This window comes from Paenibacillus sp. SEL1 (assembly GCF_054602535.1).
Genome location: NZ_CM137723.1, coordinates 5,414,798 through 5,437,496, shown reverse-complemented (window position 1 = coordinate 5,437,496; position 22,699 = coordinate 5,414,798). Strand labels below are relative to the sequence as shown.

Genomic DNA, 22,699 nt, shown 5'->3' with positions numbered 1-22,699 from the left:
AACCCCTGCGCACAATAGCGAAAGAAAAGGCAATCTACGCTTGAGATAAGCAGAGGAGGAATTAATCATGTCAGATCACCCGATTCAAGGGCTCATGCAAACCGCAATGGAAAACATCAAAGCCATGGTAGACGTGAATACGATTGTGGGAGACGCGGTGGAAACACCCGATGGTTCCGTTATTTTGCCAATCAGTAAGGTAGGATTTGGTTTCGCTGCCGGGGGAAGTGATTTTAACGTAGACGAAGAGGCACTTGATACTTCCTCGGCTTCCGGTAATCATAGCGGGAAGGAAGTTCATCCTTTTGGTGGCGGTAGCGGTGGTGGTGTATCTATTCATCCCATTGCTTTTCTGGTTGTTGGCAAACAGGGGGCACAAATCGTTCCATTGGACAATCAAACGCATCTGATTGAGAAACTCATTGACTCTACCCCATACCTGATTGATAAGGTTCAGTCTATCTTCCAGAATACAGGCGGCAACGTGCAGACTCCACCTCCACAGGTACCTGTAGATATTAATATTGATCAAAGTAATTCTGGACCGGCTTACTTGTAAAAGTCATTGGAAATGAAATGCGTTCTCTCCGGAAGGTATCCCAAAGCCGAGTATAGGCTAAGGAATACCTTCTTTTCTGCTTACACTTGGTCCTATCCCAGAATATACTGCCTTCCCCCAATGACAGCATGTATACGGTGACTGTATTCCTGGTGATACAAAGTATGCAGCGACAATTCATTTTTCCGAATTCCTTCGGTAGCGAACTGCGATAAGTAGATGAAGTCCGGATAGACCACTTCATTCGTCAAATAAGCAGATACCGTGGCTTCCGGCCGACGATGTTGATTCAGGGAATCGATAATACCCTTCGCCGGCAAGATGCCAATCCCATGTCCATAAAACAAGTCTTCCTTCAGCTTAACGACATTTTCTCCTTTCCATTCCAATGTTTCAGATGACACATCTGGATTGTTGAAATACAGAATATCGCCAGGAGCTGCTTTATGACTCCCTTGCTGCTGTATGAGCCTGAGGTCACTGTCATAATGCCAGTCATACAGCAGCATACCTGCAAAAATCCGATTAAACTCACTTTCCAGAATGGAATCCAGCACTCCTTTGTACAGCACAATAACCATAGCTGTTGCACATTCAAAAGCGTATTGATGACCGTTTAAAAAAATGTCTCTGATCCCCTCTGCCGGAGTGACACCTGCTTTGATCTGAAAACCACCCTTTTCCGTTAAATCCCAAAATTGCTGGTTGCAACGTGCGGTAGCAAAAGTGGCAAAGGATACACCGCTTCGATGCAATGCTTCTGCGGACTCTACAATCCGCGATCTTAAAATCATTTCAAACTGGAGACGCAGCATGATGTAACCCCCGATCCATATTTAACTTTGGTAACTAATATATATGTACTCGGGAGGGCAAGTTGCTTGGTTTATGCAGAAAGAAAGCAAAAAGAGAGCAGCTAATGGCTGTCCCGTAAAGGAATTTTCTGTTATAAAGGTGGACATACTTTGAACAGCTTGGACATAGAATGGTACAAGACTTGCTCAAAACCGGAGGAATCCAAATGTTTAAAAAAAAGCAACACATTCACGCGGACCACAGCCATTTCTTGAACAAGGCACGCGCATTTGTTTTGCCGCTGGTGCTTCTGCTTATTTTGTCATTGCCGCTTACCTTGCTGAGTCCACAGCCCGTTCGGGGAGCGATAAAAACAGAAGTAGCGCCGCCCGCAATAGGAACCCATGCACAGGCTGCTTCTTTAATTGATGTCACATCAGGAAGAATCATTTATTCTACCCAGGGTGACCGGGAGCTACGTATTGCCAGCCTGACCAAGATTATGACTGCAATCGTGGCCATTGAACATGGACGCTTGCAGGACCGGGTAAAGGTGAGTCCAACCGCGTATGCCAAAGAAGGGTCCTCGCTTTTTCTGCAAATGGGTGAACAAATGTCGCTGGAAAATATGCTGTACGGCTTAATGCTCCGTTCTGGTAATGATGCCGCTTCTGCCATTGCTGAGCATGTGGGGGGGACGGAAGAGGGATTTGTCCATTTGATGAATGACAAGGCGGTTCAGCTTGGGCTAAGCCACACACATTTTGCTAATCCTCACGGACTGGATGCCGAGGGACATTATTCCTCAGCCAATGACATGGCCCGACTTACTGCTTATGCGCTGCATAATCCAACTTTTGCCCGTATCGTAAAAACAGAACTAAAAAAAGCACCGAATCCCAACGATTCTTGGGACTACTCATGGCACAACAAAAACAAAATGCTGCGGCTGTATGAGGGAGCTGACGGTGTGAAAACCGGCTTTACCAAAAAAGCGTTTCGTTGTCTGGTCAGCTCGGCCACACGGGACGGTCGCCAGCTCGCTGCCGTTACCTTGAATGACGGGGACGATTGGAACGATCATGCACGTATGCTTGATTACGGATTCCGATATTATCCGCTCATTCCAATTACGGACAAGCAGCAACCTATCGATGGTTACCCACTACTAACAGGTACAAGCTTTGCCTATCCTTTACATGATGGTGAGAAGACCCAGTTGCACAAAAGACTGGTGTTGTATAAAAATTCTGCTTCTGCAGACAGAGCGGACGTATCTTTTGGCTTACGAGGGCGGGTCGAATTCCTATTGGAAGGTAAACTTATCGGTTCTGTTCCTGTGTATGAAAAAGGTAGTAAGCTGCCTGCTCAAAGTACCGTACAGCCACAGCAAGAGGCTCCAACTGCACAAGATCCTGCGAACAATACTCAGCAACGAGGTTGGACGAGCAGGTGGAACGAAATCCTAAAAAATTTGTTTGGAGCCTAGGGCAAGCAGGAAATTAGAGCTGGGACGTGTCACATCATTGGGAAAAGGAGGAATCAGCCATGATTCATCTCATATGGGTGGCTTTGATTTGTATTGGATTTGTATTTGCTGCCGCGCAGGGAAATATTGAGGTGGTGACGAAAGCAGCTTTTGACGGGGCAACTACGGGGGTTACAGTGTGCTTTGGACTGATAAGTGTGCTGGTGTTTTGGATGGGCATGATGAGGCTGGCTGAAGATGGTGGGCTCTTACAGAAAATATCCAAGCTGCTTTCTCCTTTGGTTGCCTTTCTCTTCCCTGATGTTCCGCGTAATCATCCCGCTATGGGTTACATTTTGTCCAATATGAGCGCCAATTTGCTGGGTCTGGGGAATGCAGCCACACCGATGGGAATCAAGGCTATGCAAGAGTTGCAGACGCTCAATCCAGATAAGCAAACCGCCACACCAGCCATGTGTACGCTGCTCGCCCTGAATACGGCCAGTATTACGCTTATTCCTACGACGTTGATCGCGATACGGCTTAATTTTCATTCCGCACATCCGGCAGAAATCGTCGGTACGACACTGGTAGCGACCGCAATAGCCACCTTTGCCGCAATTGCGGCGGACCGTTGGTACCGTAGTCGAGAATTGCGCCGCCGTCCTCCAGCGATTCCGCCGTCCCAGACATCCTTGGCATCACTCACCTCATCAGCACCAACATCTGCTGCCTCTTCAACGACGCTGCCCGCATCTTCACCTGCCGTTCCGCGAACGGGAATCACGGCTGCCAAGGGCAGGGACACCACTTGGAAAGGATGAGGGAGGCATGCTTAATTTTATAAACCTCGTATCGACTTGGGCCATTCCGGTTATTCTCGCTTTTATTCCTTTATATGCATATGCTAAAAAGGTACCTGTCTACGATTCTTTTGTAGATGGAGCCAAAGACGGCTTTTCTACCGCCATCAGCATTATTCCTCATCTTGTAGGCATGATGGTGGCGATTAGCATTTTTCGAGCATCCGGCGCTTTAGACTATTTGATCTCCTGGGTAACCCCATGGATTAAACACTGGGGTGTACCCGGTGAGGTACTGCCTTTAGGCTTGCTTCGTCCATTGACGGGGACCGGTTCACTTGCGTTCACGACGGATCTAATTCGCACTTATGGCCCGGATTCCATGATCGGTCGGATCGCCTCAACGATTCAGGGCAGCACAGACACGACGCTATATGTGCTAACTGTATATTTTGGTGCGGTAGGTATCCGCAATGGACGGTATGCTTTGAAGGTAGGACTATTTTCAGATGTGGTTGGTTTTGTGGCAGCCATTGCCATTTGCCTGCTTGTATTTTAATTTCTGCATCGTTTTTTGAACGGGGGTTGTGATTTTGCTCATGGATGGGTATCATTAGCATGAGGTGAATTAGCGAACATGGAAAGATTGCAGAAAATATTGGCCCAAGCTGGTGTAGCTTCCAGACGTAAATGTGAAGAGCTTATTCAGGCGGGCAGCGTGGAAGTGAACGGGGTTGTCGTAACTGAACTGGGAACGAAGGCAGACCCTGATCAAGATATGATTACGGTAAAGGGACGCCCGATCAAAACCGAGAAAAAAATCTATCTGATGATGAACAAACCTAAAGGAGTCATTACGAGTGCTTCCGATCCGGAAGGCCGTAAAATCGTGTCAGACTATCTGAAAGGCGTTAAGGAACGCGTATATCCGGTAGGGCGTCTCGATTACGACACCGAAGGACTGCTGTTGCTTACCAATGATGGCGAGTTCGCCAATCTGCTCACCCATCCCAAGCATCATGTGCCCAAGACATATGTGGCAACTGTCAAAGGCGTTCCGCATGGTACTGAGCTGGACAAGCTGAAAAAAGGAATCGTGCTGGAAGATGGCATTACTGCACCAGCCGAGGTAGAATATAAAGATGTAGATCCGAATGGTAAGGAGTCTGTGATCCAGATTACCATTTATGAAGGTAGAAATCGCCAGGTAAGACGGATGTTTGAGGCCATTTCACACCCGGTCATCAGACTCAAGCGGATTGCCTTCGGTGATCTTTTGCTACAAAACTTGAAGCGCGGTCTGACCAGACCCTTAACCAAGGACGAAATCAACCGTCTCATTCAACTTGCCAAATCAGACAACACGAAAAAGAAACGGACAGGACGGGGGTCATAACCCCGGCCTTTTTGGTGTAAAGAGACTGTTGGATGAGAGTAAAGTTTGACCAAGCACGGGAAAATAGTAAAATAGAGAGAATGGTTTTTTTAGCGAAGGGGCTGGGAATATGTCAGAACAAAGCAACCGCATATTAATTGTAGATGATGAAGAACGCATTCGCCGCCTTCTGCGGATGTATCTGGAAAAAGAAGGATATGCAATTGACGAAGCTGAGGATGGTGAGATTGCCCTCCAAAAAGCGACTGCAAGCGATTACAGCATTATTTTGCTCGATGTGATGCTTCCGGGGATGGATGGGATTGAGGTGTGTACACGGCTGCGTCAGACTAAATCTACACCTGTAATTATGCTGACTGCCAAAGGTGAGGAAGTGAACCGTGTACAAGGCTTTGAAGTCGGAGCCGATGATTATGTGGTTAAGCCCTTTAGCCCGCGAGAAGTCATTTACCGGGTGAAGGCGATTTTACGCCGTTCGTCTGAAACTGCCTTTTTAACGAAAGAGGTGGTACCAAGCAATAGTATTGTTTTTCCGAATCTTATCATTGAGCATGATGCGCACCGGGTAACTGCGGGCGGGATTGAAATCAGTCTCACGCCTAAAGAGTACGAGCTGTTGCACTATTTGGCGGTGTCGCCAGATAAAGTCTTCTCGCGCGAAGAACTGCTGAAAGACGTTTGGAATTACGAATTTTTTGGTGATCTGCGTACTGTGGATACGCATGTGAAACGGCTTCGTGAAAAGTTGAATAAAGTATCGCCAGAGGCAGCGGCTATGATTACGACCGTGTGGGGCGTAGGTTATAAGCTGGAGGTTCCAAAATAACGTGAACTTCTGGAGATCGCTGGTAGGCAAGCTGTGGATCACCATCATTTGTCTTGTAGGCTCTGTGCTTATTTTTTTAGGGCTTTTTTTATTGCCGTACATCAACAGAAATTTTGCGGCGTATGAATCGACGGAAATTAAGCATTTGTTCACCTATACATGCATTGTTGGATTTTTATTGACGACCTTTTTTGCCTTATTCCTTTTTACTAAAATCACACAGCCTATGCAGCTGTTGATTCAGGCGGCGAATGCGATTCGTGAGGGAAGGTATGATACTCGGCTTTCGCTGGTGACCAGTGACGAAATTGGAGAACTGGCGAAAACTTTTAATCATATGTCTACGGAACTGGAAGCAACGATCCGCAGTCTGAATGAGGAGAAGAACCATTTATCCAGCGTACTGCGAAGCATGTCTGATGCCGTAATCACCTTCGACAGAAGCGGACAAATCATCTTGACGAATCCGCCGGCACAAAGTCTGTTGGATATCTGGAAAAAGCTGGAGTGGCAGGAGCGTGATCTGGAGGAGTTTGGAGCTTCTGTACCTGAGCCTTTGCAGTCTCTGTTCCATACCGTTATGGACAGGGGGGAAGATGTCGGAGACTATATCCATGTCAAGAAGGGCTCCTGGTCGGTGCAGATGGCGCCTCTGTATACGGATAATGCAATCCGCGGTGCAGTAGCTGTGCTTAGAGATATTACGGAAGAAGTGAAGCTGGAGAAGATGCGGAGCGATTTTGTGGCCAACGTATCTCACGAAATCCGTACACCTTTATCTATGATGCAGGGCTACAGTGAGGCGTTGCTGGATGGCATGGCGGGTTCCCCTGAAGAATCCGAGGAGCTGGTACAGGTCATCCATGATGAATCATTACGCATGGGAAGGTTAGTCAAGGATCTGCTTGATCTGGCCCGAATGGAGGCTGGTCATACAGACATGCACCGACAGGAAGTGGATGTGAATGAGCTGATCGAGCGTGTTCACCGTAAATTTACGGTACGTTCAAAGGAACAGGGACTGACACTCGATTACCATGAGCAAGGCCAACGTTTACTGCTGCCTGAGGCAGATGAAGACCGACTGGAGCAGGTATTGACCAACTTGCTGGATAATGCATTCAGACATACACCCGGCGGGAAAAAGGTTACTATTGCGGCGGATCGAATTTTGGGAGAACGGCATGAGTTAATCCGTATTCGGATTAAGGATGAAGGTGTAGGCATTGCCAGCGAGGATCTACCTTATATTTTCGACCGCTTCTACAAGGCAGATAAGGCCAGAGTACGTGGTGAGGATAAAGGGACTGGTTTGGGGCTTGCTATTGTCAAGAACATTGTAGAGGCTCACGGAGGCTCTGTCTCTGCTGCCAGCGTATTGGGGGAAGGGACGGAATTTACTATTTTGCTGCCGATCTCCAACAAAACAAAGCTGGGTCTGTAACAGAATTATAAGCCCCAGCTGATGTACCCCGGTTTGCAGGCATCCTCGGAAGAGGGTGCTTTTTGTTGAAAAATCAACATTTATCTTGTTCAACGTGGAACATCCTGTTCATGCATGATGATTGCTTTCATGACAGATAACGGTATAAGAGAAAAAGACGCCTGGATAGCCAGGCGCCTCTCTTTATTATAAAACCATGGACTTCTCAATATTGTCTGGAACTAATTTAACACTACTTCTTGGGCGGTATTTAGTTCTGGCAAACCAACGAGTTGAATCAGCACGTCTTTTGGTACAGCTTTATCAACGGTCAGGATCATGATGGCTTCACCGCCGACAATTTTACGCCCTACTTGCATGGAAGCGATATTGACGCCGTTCTCCCCAAGCAAGGTGCCGACACGACCGATAATGCCTGGTTTATCATTGTGGGAGATGAGCAGGAAATGAGCTTCCGGTGCCACGTCTACCGGGAACTGGTTCAACCGAACAATACGTTCGCCATAGCCTGCCAGCAGGGTGCCAGATACACGTTGCTCTTCGCCGCTCTGTGTCTTGAGTGTAACGGTAATCAGGTTGGTAAAACCCTTGGTGGCGGGCGCCTGAGATACGACAAGATGGATGTCACGTGTTTTGGCCAGATGTACAGAGTTTACAATGTTCACATCGCTGCCCAGATGACGGCTAAGAACACCTTTCAAAATATACCGTGTCAGCGGCTGTGTATCCACAGAGGACAAATCGCCAGCGTAATCTACCTGAATTTCACGTACAGCCTGATTCGTGATCTGAGCGGCAAAGCTGCCCAGCTTTTCTCCAAGCGAGAAATATGGCTGCAATTGCGTCATGACGTTGGATGGTACTGGAGGCATGTTGACCGCATTTTTAAAAGGCTCATCACGCAAAATATGCAGCACTTGCTCGGACACATCGATAGCTACATTCTCCTGAGCTTCGACAGTCGAGGCACCCAGATGTGGTGTGACGATAATTTTCGGATGACTCAGGAATGGGTGATCCTGTGCTGGCGGCTCTGACTCGAATACGTCAAAGGCTGCACCGGCAACGATACCTTCATCAATGGCTTCAACAAGAGCCATTTCATCGATAACTCCGCCCCGGGCACAGTTGATGATGCGCATTCCTTTTTTCATCACTTCAAACTGTGGACGAGCAATCATATGTTTCGTTTCCGGTGTTAATGGTGTGTGTACGGTCATAAAATCTGCGTTGCGGATAATTTCGTCCACGCTCGCCAGCTTAATGCCCAGCTTCTCAGCGCGTTCTTCCGTTAGAAATGGATCATAGCCGAGGATGCTCATGCCAAATGCTTTAGCACGTTTAGCCACCTCACTGCCGATACGTCCCATGCCGAGGACTCCAAGTGTTTTGTTACGCAGTTCGACACCGAGGAATGTTTTACGATCCCATGTACCGCCAATGGTTTTGGCATATGCCTGTGGAATATGACGTGCTAGAGCCATCATCATCGCAAAAGTGTGCTCACAAGTCGTAATCGTGTTGCCGTCAGGAGCGTTAATAACGATAATCCCGCGTTGTGTTGCTGCTTCGAGGTCGATGTTGTCCACTCCGACCCCAGCTCGCCCTACAACCTTGAGGTTCTTACCTGCCGTCATGATGCGTTCGGTTACCCGAGTTTGGCTTCGAACGAGTAATGCGTCATAGTCACCAATAATTTGAACCAATTCATCCTCGCTGAGACCTGTGTTCTTGTCCACCGTGACATCGTCTGCATCCATCAGCTGCTGGATGCCCAGGTCACTGATCGGATCGGATACTAACACTTTAAACATTTGGTTTCCTCCTCAAAGTTAACTTCTTTTATGGACAGGATGTACTTCAAACTGAAATACATTCCATAAAGAACATGAAAAAACTTGAAATGCTTCTAAAAGTACAGGAGAGCGGTGTGAAATACTAGTGTGATAACGCATTGACGCAGAAAAGGGATAAAATAGTATTATGCACCAAACTGACGATCAAAAGTCTTATGCGGAGGCGCTTTGCGGTTTTCGGGCATCAAAAAAACCCCCGAATCACATACTATCTCCATAGTAAGGGACGAGAGTTATCGTGGTACCACCCTAATTCGCAGCCATTTCGCAATGGACTGCCTTCAGCGGTCATAAAATGACCGAAAGGATAACGGTTTTCTGCCGATTGCATCTAATGCCGGGAAGTATTCCACAGACCTCGGTGCAATAACTCAGGAGCGCTGAAAGTAGTTACTTCGTCACCGGCTTCCACCCAAGCACCGGTTCTCTGAGGACGAAATCAATACCTTTTCTCCATCATTGTTGTTGTCGCTAATAATTTTTTCATAATGTATCATGGCTTACATGGGCATGTCAATAGGACATGCGACATGTGTGGATAGCCGGCTAGATATATAGCTACAGAATGCAGAAAATTAAGATTTAAGTCTTCTTGAATCCGCCCGACTTTTTGGCTATGATGCTAAAGAAGACTATGCAGAGGACTAACTAACTATGAAAAAGCTTAAAATGAAATGGAAAAGAGCGCAAATTCATGAATTGAACGACCGCTTGCTGCTTTACAATTTGTATCTAACTCAGGGGCTGACCCTGCTGATTGGCGCAATCTGGATATTTTTTCAGAAAAGAAATGTGTTAGAACTATTTGCATTGCCGAACACTCTGCACGTCTTATGGTGGGGATTGGGATTGGCCGCCGCTATGTTACTTGTGGATCTGTTGCTATCCCGGATTATGCCTGAGGATGCTATGGATGACGGTGGTATTAACCAAATGCTGTTTCAAAATCGTCCGGTGTGGCATATTATTTGTATAGCAGCTATCGTCTCTATCTGTGAGGAACTCTTGTTCAGAGGTGCAATTCAGTACAGCTTTGGTCCTTATTGGACAAGCATTTTGTTTGCGGTGATTCATATCCGGTATTTACGGCATTGGATTCCCACTGGCTGGGTTTTTCTTAGCAGTTATGGATTGGGCTACATATATGTGCAGACCGGTAGTCTGTGGGCACCGATCATTTGTCATTTTGTGATTGACCTTATATCTGGCTTAGCGTTACGTTTTCGGAGGTATGAAGAATGAATCAGGAACTTAGCAGAGTGCAGACCTATGGTAGCCGTCGAAATGGTCGCAAAGGCAAGGAGGAGGACAGGTCAAAATCTAAACCAGTTCGCTCCCGTGCTTCACGGCCCGTGCCAGAATTGGCTCACGTTGCCGCTGTACCAGAAGTTGCTGTGACGATGGAGGATGATACTCCTGCCAGTGAGTACCGAACGCGGGCAGAAATGTTTCCGTCCCGCCGTATTCGGGTAAGCAAGTGGTTTTTAAATTTTTTGAGTACTCTTTTTGTGCTGATTACTGCAGCGTTACTGTGGTGGGGCATCAAGGGTGCACCACCCATCAGTGAAATGCTTTGGTAAAGGCGCAAAATGATACGGTAAAAAGGCCTCCGTCTCCGCATGAATAGCGGAGAGTGGAGGCCTTTATTGCATCATCTACAGTTAAGACTGAGTATACGCAAGTCTCTATTTGCTGGCAGGAACTTCAATACTTTGAGGATCAACAAATTGGTACCCCTTTTGCTCAAGGCGTGTCAATAGACTGTCCAGAGCCTCAGCTGTCCATGGCAGTTCATGCATCAAAATATTGCTGCCTGGATGAAGTTGTTCCGTTACGTTTTTGAGAAGTGCCTCCGTTTTATTAGGCTGATTCTTTTTCATTGTCCAGTCCAGAGAACCGACGGACCATGTCATGTATAGGAGACCGTTTTCCTTAGCGACCATGCGACCTACGTCTCCGCCGGCACCATGAGGGGGACGGAAGAATACGGGGGCTTGTCCTGTAATGTCCTTAACAACTTTTTGTACCGATTCAATCTGTTTTTTGACCTCAGGCTCAGATTTATTCTTCAGCACGATGTGATCCCAGCTATGGTTGCCGATGGGCTGTCCACGGTCATGGATAAGCTTAAGCAACTCAGGATGCTCTTTTACACGGTAACCGTTTACGAAGAAAATCGCTTTCGCTTTGTGTTTATCGAGTACATCTATGATTTTGTTAATCATGGCTGCTTCCTTAGGACCATCATCAAAGGTCAGTAACACGACTTTTTTTTCGGTGCCTTGTTGGTTAGGAATTACATTGTAGGCTTTGTTCAAGTGATACATTTTGTTATTGGTAGTTGCAGATGTCGCAGCTCCTGTTTCGTTGCTTTCGCTGGTTTTGTCATTTTGTGCATTGATTTTATCTGCTGAGTTATGATCATCACTGCCTGCTTGCTTACTGCTGCTTTTTGGGGAAGAGACGCTGCTCTGATCTTTGGCGCTGTTACTTGAGTCAGACGCTACCGAATCCTGCTGTTTGCTTGTTGCCGCAGATTCCGGCTTGGTTGCAGTGCAAGCACTAAGCAGCAGACATGCGGTGAACAAAATGGCTGCTGTTTTTGTACCCATTATTTCATCTCACCTTCCTGTATTTTATACCGTATGAGTTTGTCACTACTGACGAACACTATGCTTGATTCTACCACAAAGGGAGGTTCTAATTGTGAAAACATCTTCATTTTTCCTGGGAATCGTCTTGGGCGCTGTCGCAAGCTCCTTGATCTCCCGCAACCGCAACATGTTGGGCTTATCCATGGACATGGGTGGAAAAAAAAGCGGCAATTTAGTGCAGAAAGCCCGTACTAAAATGATGGACGCGGCATTCCCCGGAATGGGCGAGATAACGCTCAATAAAGAAGACACCCATAAGGATCAAGACCATCATTCACAAACAGATAAAAGCGCTCATAACGCCCATACCGCCAAGAACAAAGAAGAGAATATGAAGTTGATTAAAGACTTCATCAGCACAAGTCCCGATGTTAAACGTGAGGTCGAGCAAATTTTGAAAGAAACTCATACAGCCGTACCGGGATTGTAACCCAGAAACCTTTATTCCGAATCATTTTGCGGCTTTTTTGTAAAAGCCGTTCAAATGATTCTTTTTTTTATCTTTTTATTGCGTGCATTTACGATTATAAAATGATAACATGATTACATAGAACCATTTTCATCACAGGCATCATAATTGCATCATAATCTGTTAATAACACTCGGCTGCCAGGAGGAGGGTCCAGTATGAAAATAGAAAGATTAAGTCAGGACAAGATACGGATTTTCCTTACCTTTGACGATTTGAGCGAACGCGGTATTCAAAAAGACGATATGTGGCAAGAAATTCCAAGAGTTCATGAGCTGTTTACCGAAATGATGGATCAGGCATACAGCGAACTGGGCTTCGACGCCACGGGACCGTTAGCTGTCGAAGTCTTTGCGCTTCCTGCTCAAGGAATGGTTGTTATCGTCACCCGGGGAAAATACGACCATCAACAGTATGGTTCGGGTCCCGATGAGGAGCTTCCAGAGGAAGTCTACGAAATGGAAGTCACGCTGGAGCATAGCGATTCCATCGTTTACGCGTTTAGCGATTTCGAAGTACTCATAGAAGCGGCTCATATGCTTCGTAGTAACACTACGGAAGCAGGTAAGCTGTATCATTATAGAGGAAAATGGATTCTGCACTTGGAACCAGAAGAAGTAGAGGAGTCCAAGCTTGCGGCTTTAATTGCGGTTCTTGCTGAATTTGGAGAAGGCTCATCCGTTACACCAGCTATGTTGGAAGAGTACGGCAAGCTGGTCATTCCTGAGCAGGCAGTTGCTGTCATCTGCACTCATTTTGACAGCCGTTCTTGATTCGTTTTATCGAAAGTGATATCGAAGTGAATTTGTCGGCTCTGCGCTAAAAGCAGGGCCGACTCATTTTTATGGAGGGATGATCGGTGCTTCTGTTTTCGGTTTTAGCGGCAGCCACAGCGCCGGGTCTCGCCTTATTGATGTATTTTTACTTGAAGGACAGGTATGATTCGGAGCCACTGCACATGGTTATTAAAGTGTTTTTGCTCGGCTTTTTGGTGGTTCTTCCTGTCATGATTTTTCAACGCGGGCTGCTGCTTTGGCTAGGGGATCACACGTTAATCCAGGTGTTCGGCATTTCAGCGGGAGTGGAAGAGTTTTTTAAATGGTTTCTGTTGTATCACATCATCTATAATCATACCGAGTTCGACGAGCCTTATGACGGTATTTTGTATGCGGCCGCAGTCTCACTCGGATTTGCAACAGTTGAAAATCTGTTATATGCCTGGGCGGGCCATGCTTCGATTAGCATGATGCTGATGAGATCATTGCTACCGGTATCCGGTCATGCGATGTTTGGTGTAATGATGGGCTACTACATGGGGAAGGCTAAGTTTTCAGAGGGCTTGAGGAGCAAATACATGTTGCTGCTGTCATTGGTGCTTCCATGGTTCTGGCACGGAGTATACGATTTGATTTTAACGAAATTTTCGCATGACTGGATCTGGTTTATCATTCCACTTATGGCATTTCTATGGTATGGAGGAATGGCGAAGATCAGTCGAGCTAATAATCGTTCTCCTTTTCGTTTGTTGAAACGGGAAGAAAAGGTTAACATGTAACAAAATGGGGCACACTGATCTGACAAACCTGTTAGAGAAAGAGGTGTCTTTTTTTGCGTATAAAAGTAAGAATTCATTGTAAAAGATGTGGGGAACGTTTTGTGCTGAGAGGACGTATAGAGCAAGGACAGATTCAGACCGGCTTTAAACGCTGCATTTGCGATAATTGTGAGTTTATTGTTGAAGTCATGGAAAACCATGCATAAGAGAGCATTCTTCTTGTCACACTATCGGTAGTGTACTTGAAGAAAGGAGACTCCCAATATGTATAAGCGACTTAGTGCCGTATTGTTCCCGGTGGTTACCCTGATGATGATAGGAGCATTTGTTTGGGGTTATCAGCAAAGCCAGATGAGAAAAGAGGTGTCTCTTCAGGCAAATAGCATGTCGATAAAAGCGGAAAATCAATACCAGCGTGCGTTTCACGATTTGTCGTTTCATATGGATCAGCTGCATTCTCAACTCGGGAACGCGGTTGCTGTCCATAATACTTCACACGCGATGCACCGCAAATGTTTGATGAACGTGTGGAGGATTGCAAGTGAGGCCCAAAATGAGGTTAATCAGTTGCCTCTGAATGTAATGCCTTTTAATCATGCCAAGGATTTACTGTCACATCTATCCGCGTTTTCGTATCAGACCGCTGTCCGTGATCTGGATCACGAGCCTTTAAACGAGAAAGAAATTTCGAACCTGAAAACGTTATATAACAATTCCAAAGAAATTTCGAAAAACATGCAGGAAGTGCAGCAAAAGGTCCTTAGCAAAAATTTGCGATGGATGGATGTAGATATGGCGGCAGGTTCGCAAACTGGTCCGAAGGACAACACCATTATTGATGGCTTTAAAACCGTGGACAAAAAGGTGGAAAACTACAAGGAGCTGGATTGGGGACCGTCTGTAGCCAGCATCTATGATAAACGCTCTGTGAAAAAATTGAGTCTCCCGGCAGTGAATGCAGAACAAATTAAACGAAATGCCGCTGAATTTACAGGAAAACCGGAAAGTCAGATCCGTGTGAACGAAAACGGTAAAGGAACGGAATGGGCATCTTATACAGCTACCCTGCTAAATAAGAAGCAACCCGTGGCCAGTATGGATTTTACGAAAAAAGGCGGCAAGCTTATTTCTTATCATGACATGAGAGCTGTAGGTCCTAAAAAAGCAACACGTAATGAAGCGATTCGCTATGCTAGTGAATACCTTGAACAAAAAGGTTACAAAGGAATGAAGCCAGTTGCGTATGATGAGAGCGGGAATTTAGCTAATATTACATTTGCGAGCCAACAAGGGGACGTGATTATCTATCCAGAAAAAATCACAGTCAGATCAGGCCTTGATAACGGACAAGTGATCGGTTTTCAATCCAGTGATTATGTGTATGAGCATAGTCATCTCCGCCGCATTCCGCAAGCGAAATTGAATTTGAATGCAGCACGAGCAAAATTGAATCCTGAGTTTCGTGAAACTTACCACCGTAAAGCTTTAATTGAAAATGAACTTTCGAATGAAGTTCTGTGTTATGAATTTGGTGGTAAAATCAATGGTTCCGTTTACCGGATATATATTAACGCCAATACGGGGATGGAAGAAACGATTGAAGAGGTTAAAGATTCAGATGAACCTCAGGTTACTGCAAGTAATGCGTAGTTGATTACATGAAAATGAATCAATAGTCACTCTAAACCTCCTTCATGAAGGAGGTTTTTTGTGCTTTAGTCATAGATCGAACAAATATAATGCTTAATATAGGCACAAAGTCGTGGTATTATATACCTTAATTAGAACTTTTAATGGACAAGGATGGTGGATCATTTGTTTCCCAAAATTAATGATGTGTTATACATACAAGTGGCTGGTAGTGACCATAAGGACGAGATTTTTGAATTTAAGTCTCGTATTGCAGAAGAGGAGTCACAGAACTTCCTAATTGAAATTCCTATGTCACAAACAAGTGGGCATTTGAAAAAATTGTTTCTAGGGGAAGAACTGTCTATATTTTTTATGAGCGAGGGTGGGATTAAAAATTATTTTAATACCCACGTTACGGGTTTTAAAGAGGATATCCTCCGGATGGTTCGTATCCACAAACCTGCTCCAGACAGCATCAGCAAAATTCAGCGCCGCAACTTTCTTCGGGTTAAGGCCAACTTGGAAATTGCAGTAAAGCATGGTGCGAACGAGTCCAGATTTGTAGCAGAGACACATGATGTAGGAGGCGGGGGTGTTTCTTTTCACACCCAGGGAACTCATCATCTTGAAGAAGGAGAATCATTGTCTTGCTGGATTTTAGTTCCATATAAAAACGGTACTCAGGAGCATGTTCCGTTCCAATCTGAAATTGTGCGCATTCAGCAGATGGAAAACGGTCGCAAACTCATTATGCTGAAATATGAGGAAATCGCTGATCAGGAGCGCCAAAAACTGATTAAATATTGCTTTGAAAGACAGCTGGAATTCCGGGGGAAATCTTAATCATCCGAAATTTTTCTTTTTTAGTAAACCTGTCGCTTATTTTGCATCGCCTATAAATGTGTGGTATAATTTTCACGTCGCAGGCAATGCCTGCTTTTTTCTTGAGGTTAGGTTAGGAGGAATTCCCTGTTGGCAAGGCAACATGTATCTTCAAGTAACAAAATAAATGTAGCCATTGATGGACCTGCTGGTGCAGGGAAAAGTACAGTGGCCCGCCTGGTGGCGAAAGCACTTTCTTATGTATATGTAGATACCGGAGCCATGTACCGAGCAGCAACGTGGTACATGATGCGTAAGGAAATACCTGCAGAAAATGTACAAAAAGTGCTTCAACATGTACCTGAGCTGGTGATTGAATTAGTACCGGACCCCACAGGCCAAAAGGTTTATTGTAACGGGGAAGATGTAACCACTGTGATCCGTTCGATGGAAGTGACTAGCAACGTGTCACAGTATTCAAGTATTGCTGGTTTACGTACACGTTTGACTGAAAACCAGCGTGAGATGGCTGCACGCAAGGGTGTCGTTATGGATGGTCGTGATATTGGAACAACTGTACTTCCCGATGCGGAAGTCAAGGTGTTCATGACCGCAAGTGTTCAGGAACGTGCCTCTCGCCGTTTTAAAGAACTGAGCGAAACTGATGATATCACTCTGGAACAGCTAGAACGTGACATTGCGGCACGTGACAAGCTTGACGAGGAAAGGGAGGTATCCCCGCTTCGTTGCAGTGAGGACGCCATCGTGCTTGATACGACCCATATGGGCATTCAGGATGTCGTTGATACGATCGTATCTTATTGCTTAACGGAGAAGGATGGAGAGATCAGCCAATGATATATACTGTATGCGCCAGTATTTTGCGTCTCATTTACCGCGTTCTGTTTAGACTTGAGGCGGTAGGCAGGGAAAATGTTCCTGCCGAGGGCGGAGTGCTGTTGTGTTCTAATCATATTAGTAATCTTGACCCTCCTACAGTCGGTATTTTGCTGAAGCGAAAGGTTCACTTTATGGCAAAAGCCGAGCTGTTTAATGTTCCTGTACTGGGTCCACTAATTGGGAAACTGGGAGCTTTTCCAGTCAAACGCGGTGGTGTAAGTAAGGAATCCATTAAGCTGGCATTGAACATTTTGCGTGATGGTAAGGTTATGGGGATCTTTCCCGAAGGCTCCAGAGGAGCTGGGGGAATCGGTAAAAAGGGTGCTGCAAGCTTTGCGCTACGCAGTGGAGCGGCTGCCGTTCCGGTCGCCATTATTGGTGATTACAAGCTTTTCCGTAAAACGAAAGTGTTATACGGTAAACCTGTCAATTTGGACGCTTACCAAAAGGGTGCCGATATCGAAGGAGATCCGCTTGAACTTGCAACAGAAGCAATTATGTCTCGTATTCGCACGATGAAGGAAACGGGTAAGCCTACGAATAACTGAAAGGCTTGCATGAATTGTGTCTAAGCTCGGAAAACTAGAACAAAAGTTTATTTATGTTTTGAACTCTGCCATGCGCAGGTTTAAATAAATGGTTTTTTTTGAATTGAGGAGGGTATTGACATGTCGGAAGAAATTAAAAATCAAGAAGCTGCTGAAGCGGCAAATCAAGACGAGCTCGATCAAATCGTCTCCCTGAAAAAAGGTGACACCGTTAAGGGTACAATCGTGAAATTGGAAGATAACCAAGCGGTAGTAAGCATTGGATATAAATACGATGGAGTTATTCCAATTCGCGAGTTGTCTTCTGGTTTGGATAACGCAGAAGAAGCAGTACAAGTAGGCCAAGAGGTTGAAGCTAGAATTATCAGCATTGACGATGGCAAGGAAAAGCTTGTTCTGTCCAAACGTGCAATCGACAGTGAAAATGCTTGGGAAAAGTTGGAGCAACTGTTCGAAAGCAAAGAAGTATTTGAAGTTGTTGTGAATGATGTCGTTAAAGGCGGCATCGTGGTAGACGTGGGTCTGCGCGGATTCATCCCTGCATCCATGGTAGAACGCCACTTCGTTGAAGATTTCAGTGATTACAAAGGCCGCACATTGCGTGTTGTTGTAAAAGAACTGGATCGTGAAAATAACAAAGTGATCCTTTCTCAAAAAGACGTTCTGGAAGCAGAATTCGAAGCCAACAAGCTTAAAGTAATGGCTGAGCTGAAAGAAGGCCAAGAAATCGTAGGTACGGTTCAACGTCTTACTCAGTTCGGTGCTTTCGTAGATGTTGGCGGCGTGGACGGTCTGGTTCACGTATCTGAAATTGCTTGGACTCATGTCGATAAGCCTTCTGATGCAGTTTCTGAAGGAGATCAAGTGAAAGTGAAAGTCTTGAAAGTAGATCCTGAAAAAGGAAAAATCAGCCTGAGCATGAAAGCTGCACAGCCTGGTCCTTGGGAATCGGCTGCTGGACAATTCAACAACAATGACATCGTAACAGGTGTTGTAAAACGTCTGGTTAACTTCGGTGCATTCGTTGAAATCGCTCCTGGCGTGGAAGGTTTGGTTCATATTTCCCAAATTTCCCACAAACACATTGGAACTCCACAAGAAGTTCTGGAAGAAGGACAAGAAGTGAAAGTTAAAATTCTTGAAATGAATCCTTCTGAAAAACGTGTTAGCCTGAGCATTAAAGAAACTGAGGAAGCTCCTGAAGCTGCTCCTAAAGCAGAAAGAGCACCACGTGCATCTCGTGCACCTCGTGAGGAACTGAATAATCCTAACGTTTCCCTCAATAATTCCGGTCTGAGCATTACGCTCGGCGAGCGTTTTGGCGATAAGCTGAACAAATTTAAATGAGTTTAAATCAATACATTTTATAATAAGCATAACGTACACCATCGGCGGACCCAGAGGGTTCGCCGATTGTTGTTACGTGACCATATCGCTAATAGGTATGTTTTTTGCTATGATATAGCGGAAGAATTGACAGGAGGAGTGAATTTATGGCAAGACCCGTTGTGGCTATCGTTGGTCGTCCGAATGTGGGTAAGTCCACTATTTTTAATCGGATTATCGGGGATCGTTTGTCCATCGTGGAAGATAAACCCGGAATCACTCGTGACCGTATATACGGTATATCGGAGTGGAATGGTAAATCCTTCAGTATTATTGACACCGGCGGCATTGAGATTGATGGTGAGGATGTCATTTTAAAATCCATCCGTATGCAGGCCGAACTTGCAATAGAAGAAGCAGATGTAATTGTATTCATGAGTGATGCGAAAGCAGGAATTACACAGTCAGATGAAGAGGTAGCTCAAATGTTATATCGTTCGGGTAAACCGATCATCGTAGCTGTCAATAAGGTGGACAACCTCAGTCGCGCCGATCTGATTTATGAGTTTTATTCTTATGGATTTGGTGATCCAATTGCTGTTTCTGGTAGTCATGGAACAGGGATAGGCGACCTGCTAGATGCCATTACGTCCAATTTGCCTGAGCTGGAAGAAGATCACTATGATGAAGACGTTATTCGTGTTGCCTTGATCGGCCGCCCGAATGTAGGTAAATCTTCACTGGTTAACGCCATTCTGGGAGAAGAACGGGTTATCGTTAGTGACATTGCGGGCACGACGCGTGATGCAATTGATACACCTTTTGAAAAAGACGGTCAAAAGTATGTGCTGATTGATACGGCAGGTATGCGTAAACGTGGCAAAGTATATGAAACGACCGAAAAATATAGTGTAATGCGTGCCATGCGTGCCATTGAGCGTGCAGATGTTGTACTGGTCGTTATTAACGGCGAGGAAGGCATTATTGAGCAGGATAAGCACATTGCTGGCTATGCTTATGAAGCGGGGAAAGCGTCGCTGTTTGTCGTTAACAAATGGGATGTCGTGGACAAGGACGATAAAACGATGCACCAGTTTGAAACGAAAATTCGCGATCACTTTCTGTTTATGACATATGCTCCGATTGTGTTCTTGTCTGCAAAAACGAAGCAACGTCTGCAAAAGCTGCTTCCTGTTGTACAGCATGTGGCACAGCAGCATGTATTGCGTATTCAGACACATTTGCTGAATGATGTAATTTCCGACGCGGTTGCCATCAATCCTCCACCAACAGACAAGGGACGTCGTCTGCGTATTAACTATGTGACCCAGGTTGCTGTTAAGCCGCCTACGATGGTTGTATTCGTAAACGATCCAGAAATAATGCACTTCTCGTATGAGCGTTATCTGGAGAACAAAATTCGCGCCGCCTTCAATTTTGAAGGAACTCCAATTCGTATCTTTACACGGCGCAAGTCTGACGAAAGTTAGGAGCGAATAGGTTGATTTTACAAATCGTTGCCATCGTACTCAGTTACTTGCTTGGCTCTGTCAGCTTTAGTTTGCTGTATGGAAAATTAAAAGGAATCGACATTCGCCAGCATGGAAGCGGCAATGCCGGTGCGACGAATACGCTGCGTGTGCTTGGAAAAGGCCCAGCTATTCTGGTACTGCTGCTGGACGTACTTAAAGGGGTTATTGCAGTGCTAATAGGGCACTGGTTAGGTGGAGAATCATCCTGGGTATCGGGTTTGTGCGGCATTGCAGCGATTGCGGGCCATAACTGGCCGATATATTTTCACTTCCGTGGAGGAAAAGGTATTGCGACTGCTATTGGTGTATTGGCATCGCTTGCCTTACTGCCCGCACTATATGCCGGAATCATTGCGATACTTGCAATCGTAATGACGCGTTACGTATCCTTGGGATCGCTCATATTTGTCATTTTGACTCCCTGGATATTACTCGTGCTTGGTTATGCATGGCCGTTATTCTGGACGGCTCTAATCATTTGTCTGTTCGCTGTGTGGAGACACCGTACCAACATAGTCAAGCTGGTACGTGGGAATGAGAACAAGCTTGGCTCCAAAGGAGGAGATCGTCTTGTCTGAGAAAATAGCTGTGCTGGTCGCGGGGAGTTGGGGAACAGCCCTGGCTTCCGTTCTTGCGGCCAATAACAACGATGTCTCTGTCTGGACGAGAAACGAGCAGCAAGCAGCTGAAATCAATGAGAAGCATACGAATGAGCATTATTTACCAGGCTCCATTTTGTCTGACCGCATTTCAGCTACAACTGATATGCAGACTGCGGTATCTGGTGCTAAAGCAGTGATTATCGTATCTCCTTCGGCTGCTGCTCGTCAGGTAGCACGTAGTCTGAAAGCTCATTTTAGCAAGGATATGCTGGTAGTGCATGCCATTAAAGGTTTTGAAACTGAAACGCTTAAACGTATGTCCACGGTGATCTCGGAAGAACTGGAAGTCGCTGAGGGTGATATTGCTGTGCTGTCTGGTCCGAGTCATGCGGAAGAAGTGGTGAGGAAATGTCCTACAACGGTCGTTGTAGCTTCCTCCAATGAGAAGGCTGCACAAGCCGCACAGGGGCTGTTCATGAACTCCTATTTCCGCGTCTATACAAACCGTGATTTGCTCGGCGTGGAACTGTCCGGGGCGCTAAAAAACATTATCGCATTGGGTGCGGGAATGTCAGATGGACTTGGTTTCGGTGATAATGCCAAAGCGGCTTTATTGACCCGTGGATTGGCTGAAATTACCCGTGCCGGAGTTGAGATGGGCGCTAACCCACTAACCTTTGCCGGCCTGGCTGGTATTGGTGATCTAGTGGTCACTGCAACGAGTCGTCACAGTCGCAACTGGCGTGCAGGGTCACTGTTGGGACAGGGCCAACAGCTTGATGCTGTGCTAGAATCTATGGGCATGGTCGTAGAAGGTATTCGAACGACAAAAGCGGCATACGCCATCTCTCAAAAATTAGGTGTTCAGATGCCTATTACAGAGGTGCTGTATGGAGTACTGTTTGAAGGACGTGACGTCCGTAAGGCCGTTGAGGCGCTGATGGGTCGCGATCCTAAGACGGAGATGGAAGTCATGCCACTTCAAACTTGGGAGCAATGGCATTCTTAAGGGCTCGGATGAGCTTTAATAATATAAAGGCTGTCTCATGGTAGATTTTTTCTATAATGAGATAGCCTTTTTTAGTTAGGCGTTTGGCATGTCTTATGTACGCTTAATCACCTTTTGTCTCCGCCACTCATAGACTGAGTTGAGCAATGGCGGAGGAGGGGAGATTGTGAATAAAAACTTTCCGAAAGATGCATTGAAGGCCATTAACAAAAAAGGCGGCAAAAACATATCCGAAAATGCAGTGAAAAAGCTGGCAGGCACGGTAAAGGCGGACACGCTTCAAAGCGAAGCGCAACTGCGTCAGCTTATCAAGCAGGTGTCTGCGATGGCCAACATTCCGGTGTCGGAAGATACAGTAAGGGATATTGTTGGTGCCGTCAAAAAGAGCGGAATGAATCCTTCCAATATGGAAGCGTTGATGAAAATGATGATGAAAAAATAGACCGCTGGCCGCACGCCAGTTAGCATTATTCACCGTGAACCGGGAAGGTTCGCGGTTTTTT

Annotated in this window: 24 protein-coding genes and 1 other annotated feature; of the genes, 21 read left to right on the top strand and 3 right to left on the bottom strand. The window is 45.8% G+C overall.

All coding sequences use genetic code 11. The features are described from left to right. Positions 1 to 67: 67 nt before the first annotated feature. Complete coding sequence (gene ytfJ / locus ACYCSE_RS24925) at positions 68 to 559, top strand: GerW family sporulation protein (protein WP_459700464.1); 492 nt, start codon at positions 68 to 70, stop codon at positions 557 to 559. A 92-nt stretch (positions 560 to 651) separates the two neighbouring features. On the opposite strand, the gene ACYCSE_RS24920 is transcribed toward ytfJ, so the two are convergent. Beyond that, positions 652 to 1,374, bottom strand: a complete 723-nt coding sequence (locus tag ACYCSE_RS24920; protein ID WP_459700462.1) for a protein-glutamine gamma-glutamyltransferase — start codon at positions 1,372 to 1,374, stop codon at positions 652 to 654. 206 nt (positions 1,375 to 1,580) lie between these two features. Here ACYCSE_RS24920 and ACYCSE_RS24915 point away from each other — a divergent pair, with 206 nt between their 5' ends. The 6 genes from ACYCSE_RS24915 (at position 1,581) to ACYCSE_RS24890 (ending at position 7,291) form a co-directional block, all read left to right on the top strand. Next, a complete protein-coding gene (locus ACYCSE_RS24915) occupies positions 1,581 to 2,843 on the top strand; it encodes a D-alanyl-D-alanine carboxypeptidase family protein (RefSeq protein ID WP_459700460.1) in 1,263 nt (420 codons plus the stop codon). Positions 2,844 to 2,902: 59 nt separating this feature from the next. Continuing rightward, positions 2,903 to 3,646: a nucleoside recognition domain-containing protein gene (locus ACYCSE_RS24910; protein ID WP_446674691.1), complete on the top strand. Its 744-nt coding sequence runs from the start codon at positions 2,903 to 2,905 to the stop codon at positions 3,644 to 3,646. 7 nt (positions 3,647 to 3,653) lie between these two features. Then, positions 3,654 to 4,184 (top strand): spore maturation protein, encoded by a 531-nt coding sequence (locus ACYCSE_RS24905; protein ID WP_013310760.1) that lies wholly within the window; start codon positions 3,654 to 3,656, stop codon positions 4,182 to 4,184. Between the two features lie 78 nt (positions 4,185 to 4,262). Then, positions 4,263 to 5,021, top strand: coding sequence for a pseudouridine synthase (locus ACYCSE_RS24900; protein ID WP_023989197.1), 759 nt, complete (start codon positions 4,263 to 4,265; stop codon positions 5,019 to 5,021). A gap of 109 nt (positions 5,022 to 5,130) precedes the next feature. Continuing rightward, on the top strand, positions 5,131 to 5,847 hold the full coding sequence (locus ACYCSE_RS24895) for a response regulator transcription factor (protein ID WP_459700457.1): 717 nt from the start codon (positions 5,131 to 5,133) through the stop codon (positions 5,845 to 5,847). Between the two features lies 1 nt (position 5,848). Then, a complete protein-coding gene (locus ACYCSE_RS24890; protein ID WP_071641423.1) occupies positions 5,849 to 7,291 on the top strand; it encodes an ATP-binding protein in 1,443 nt (480 codons plus the stop codon). A gap of 221 nt (positions 7,292 to 7,512) precedes the next feature. Here ACYCSE_RS24890 and serA read toward each other — a convergent pair whose 3' ends face one another. Continuing rightward, the gene (gene serA / locus ACYCSE_RS24885) at positions 7,513 to 9,105 is read right to left on the bottom strand and encodes a phosphoglycerate dehydrogenase (protein WP_039271025.1); all 1,593 of its coding nucleotides are present in this window, start codon (positions 9,103 to 9,105) and stop codon (positions 7,513 to 7,515) included. 261 nt (positions 9,106 to 9,366) lie between these two features. After that, positions 9,367 to 9,616: a binding site (T-box leader), on the bottom strand. Positions 9,617 to 9,801: 185 nt separating this feature from the next. Here serA and ACYCSE_RS24880 point away from each other — a divergent pair. Together ACYCSE_RS24880 and ACYCSE_RS24875 are read left to right on the top strand one after the other, a co-directional pair. After that, positions 9,802 to 10,389 carry a type II CAAX endopeptidase family protein gene (locus ACYCSE_RS24880; protein ID WP_039271027.1) on the top strand — a complete coding sequence of 196 codons (588 nt, stop codon included), beginning with the start codon at positions 9,802 to 9,804 and terminating at the stop codon, positions 10,387 to 10,389. Continuing rightward, positions 10,386 to 10,727, top strand: a complete 342-nt coding sequence (locus tag ACYCSE_RS24875) for a hypothetical protein (protein ID WP_039271029.1) — start codon at positions 10,386 to 10,388, stop codon at positions 10,725 to 10,727. The genes ACYCSE_RS24880 and ACYCSE_RS24875 overlap by 4 nt, the downstream gene beginning before the upstream one ends. A 105-nt stretch (positions 10,728 to 10,832) precedes the next feature. On the opposite strand, the gene ACYCSE_RS24870 is transcribed toward ACYCSE_RS24875, so the two are convergent. Continuing rightward, positions 10,833 to 11,759, bottom strand: coding sequence for a polysaccharide deacetylase family protein (locus tag ACYCSE_RS24870; RefSeq protein WP_459700453.1), 927 nt, complete (start codon positions 11,757 to 11,759; stop codon positions 10,833 to 10,835). 94 nt (positions 11,760 to 11,853) lie between these two features. On the opposite strand from ACYCSE_RS24870, the gene ACYCSE_RS24865 reads away from it, so the two are divergent. The 12 genes from ACYCSE_RS24865 (at position 11,854) to ACYCSE_RS24810 (ending at position 22,638) form a co-directional block, all read left to right on the top strand. Continuing rightward, positions 11,854 to 12,231, top strand: coding sequence for a hypothetical protein (locus tag ACYCSE_RS24865; RefSeq protein ID WP_452567063.1), 378 nt, complete (start codon positions 11,854 to 11,856; stop codon positions 12,229 to 12,231). A gap of 197 nt (positions 12,232 to 12,428) precedes the next feature. Then, complete coding sequence (locus tag ACYCSE_RS24860; protein ID WP_013310751.1) at positions 12,429 to 13,043, top strand: genetic competence negative regulator; 615 nt, start codon at positions 12,429 to 12,431, stop codon at positions 13,041 to 13,043. An 86-nt stretch (positions 13,044 to 13,129) separates the two neighbouring features. Further along, complete coding sequence (gene prsW, locus ACYCSE_RS24855) at positions 13,130 to 13,825, top strand: glutamic-type intramembrane protease PrsW (protein ID WP_039271035.1); 696 nt, start codon at positions 13,130 to 13,132, stop codon at positions 13,823 to 13,825. Positions 13,826 to 14,089: 264 nt separating this feature from the next. Beyond that, the gene (gene ypeB, locus ACYCSE_RS24850) at positions 14,090 to 15,475 is read left to right on the top strand and encodes a germination protein YpeB (RefSeq protein ID WP_061829227.1); all 1,386 of its coding nucleotides are present in this window, start codon (positions 14,090 to 14,092) and stop codon (positions 15,473 to 15,475) included. Positions 15,476 to 15,640: 165 nt separating this feature from the next. Then, complete coding sequence (locus ACYCSE_RS24845; RefSeq protein WP_254351449.1) at positions 15,641 to 16,300, top strand: flagellar brake protein; 660 nt, start codon at positions 15,641 to 15,643, stop codon at positions 16,298 to 16,300. 129 nt (positions 16,301 to 16,429) lie between these two features. Then, positions 16,430 to 17,137 (top strand): (d)CMP kinase, encoded by a 708-nt coding sequence (gene cmk / locus ACYCSE_RS24840; RefSeq protein ID WP_103048725.1) that lies wholly within the window; start codon positions 16,430 to 16,432, stop codon positions 17,135 to 17,137. Then, the gene (locus ACYCSE_RS24835) at positions 17,134 to 17,727 is read left to right on the top strand and encodes a lysophospholipid acyltransferase family protein (RefSeq protein ID WP_013310746.1); all 594 of its coding nucleotides are present in this window, start codon (positions 17,134 to 17,136) and stop codon (positions 17,725 to 17,727) included. The genes cmk and ACYCSE_RS24835 overlap by 4 nt, the downstream gene beginning before the upstream one ends. A gap of 120 nt (positions 17,728 to 17,847) precedes the next feature. Next, a complete protein-coding gene (gene rpsA, locus ACYCSE_RS24830; protein WP_013371699.1) occupies positions 17,848 to 19,074 on the top strand; it encodes a 30S ribosomal protein S1 in 1,227 nt (408 codons plus the stop codon). Between the two features lie 146 nt (positions 19,075 to 19,220). Continuing rightward, positions 19,221 to 20,543, top strand: coding sequence for a ribosome biogenesis GTPase Der (der, locus tag ACYCSE_RS24825; protein ID WP_013310744.1), 1,323 nt, complete (start codon positions 19,221 to 19,223; stop codon positions 20,541 to 20,543). An 11-nt stretch (positions 20,544 to 20,554) separates the two neighbouring features. After that, on the top strand, positions 20,555 to 21,163 hold the full coding sequence (gene plsY, locus ACYCSE_RS24820; protein ID WP_039271041.1) for a glycerol-3-phosphate 1-O-acyltransferase PlsY: 609 nt from the start codon (positions 20,555 to 20,557) through the stop codon (positions 21,161 to 21,163). After that, positions 21,156 to 22,196 (top strand): NAD(P)H-dependent glycerol-3-phosphate dehydrogenase, encoded by a 1,041-nt coding sequence (locus ACYCSE_RS24815; RefSeq protein WP_039271042.1) that lies wholly within the window; start codon positions 21,156 to 21,158, stop codon positions 22,194 to 22,196. Before plsY ends, ACYCSE_RS24815 begins: the two co-directional genes overlap by 8 nt. Before the next feature lie 166 nt (positions 22,197 to 22,362). After that, positions 22,363 to 22,638: a stage VI sporulation protein F gene (locus ACYCSE_RS24810; protein ID WP_013310741.1), complete on the top strand. Its 276-nt coding sequence runs from the start codon at positions 22,363 to 22,365 to the stop codon at positions 22,636 to 22,638. Positions 22,639 to 22,699 lie beyond the last annotated feature (61 nt).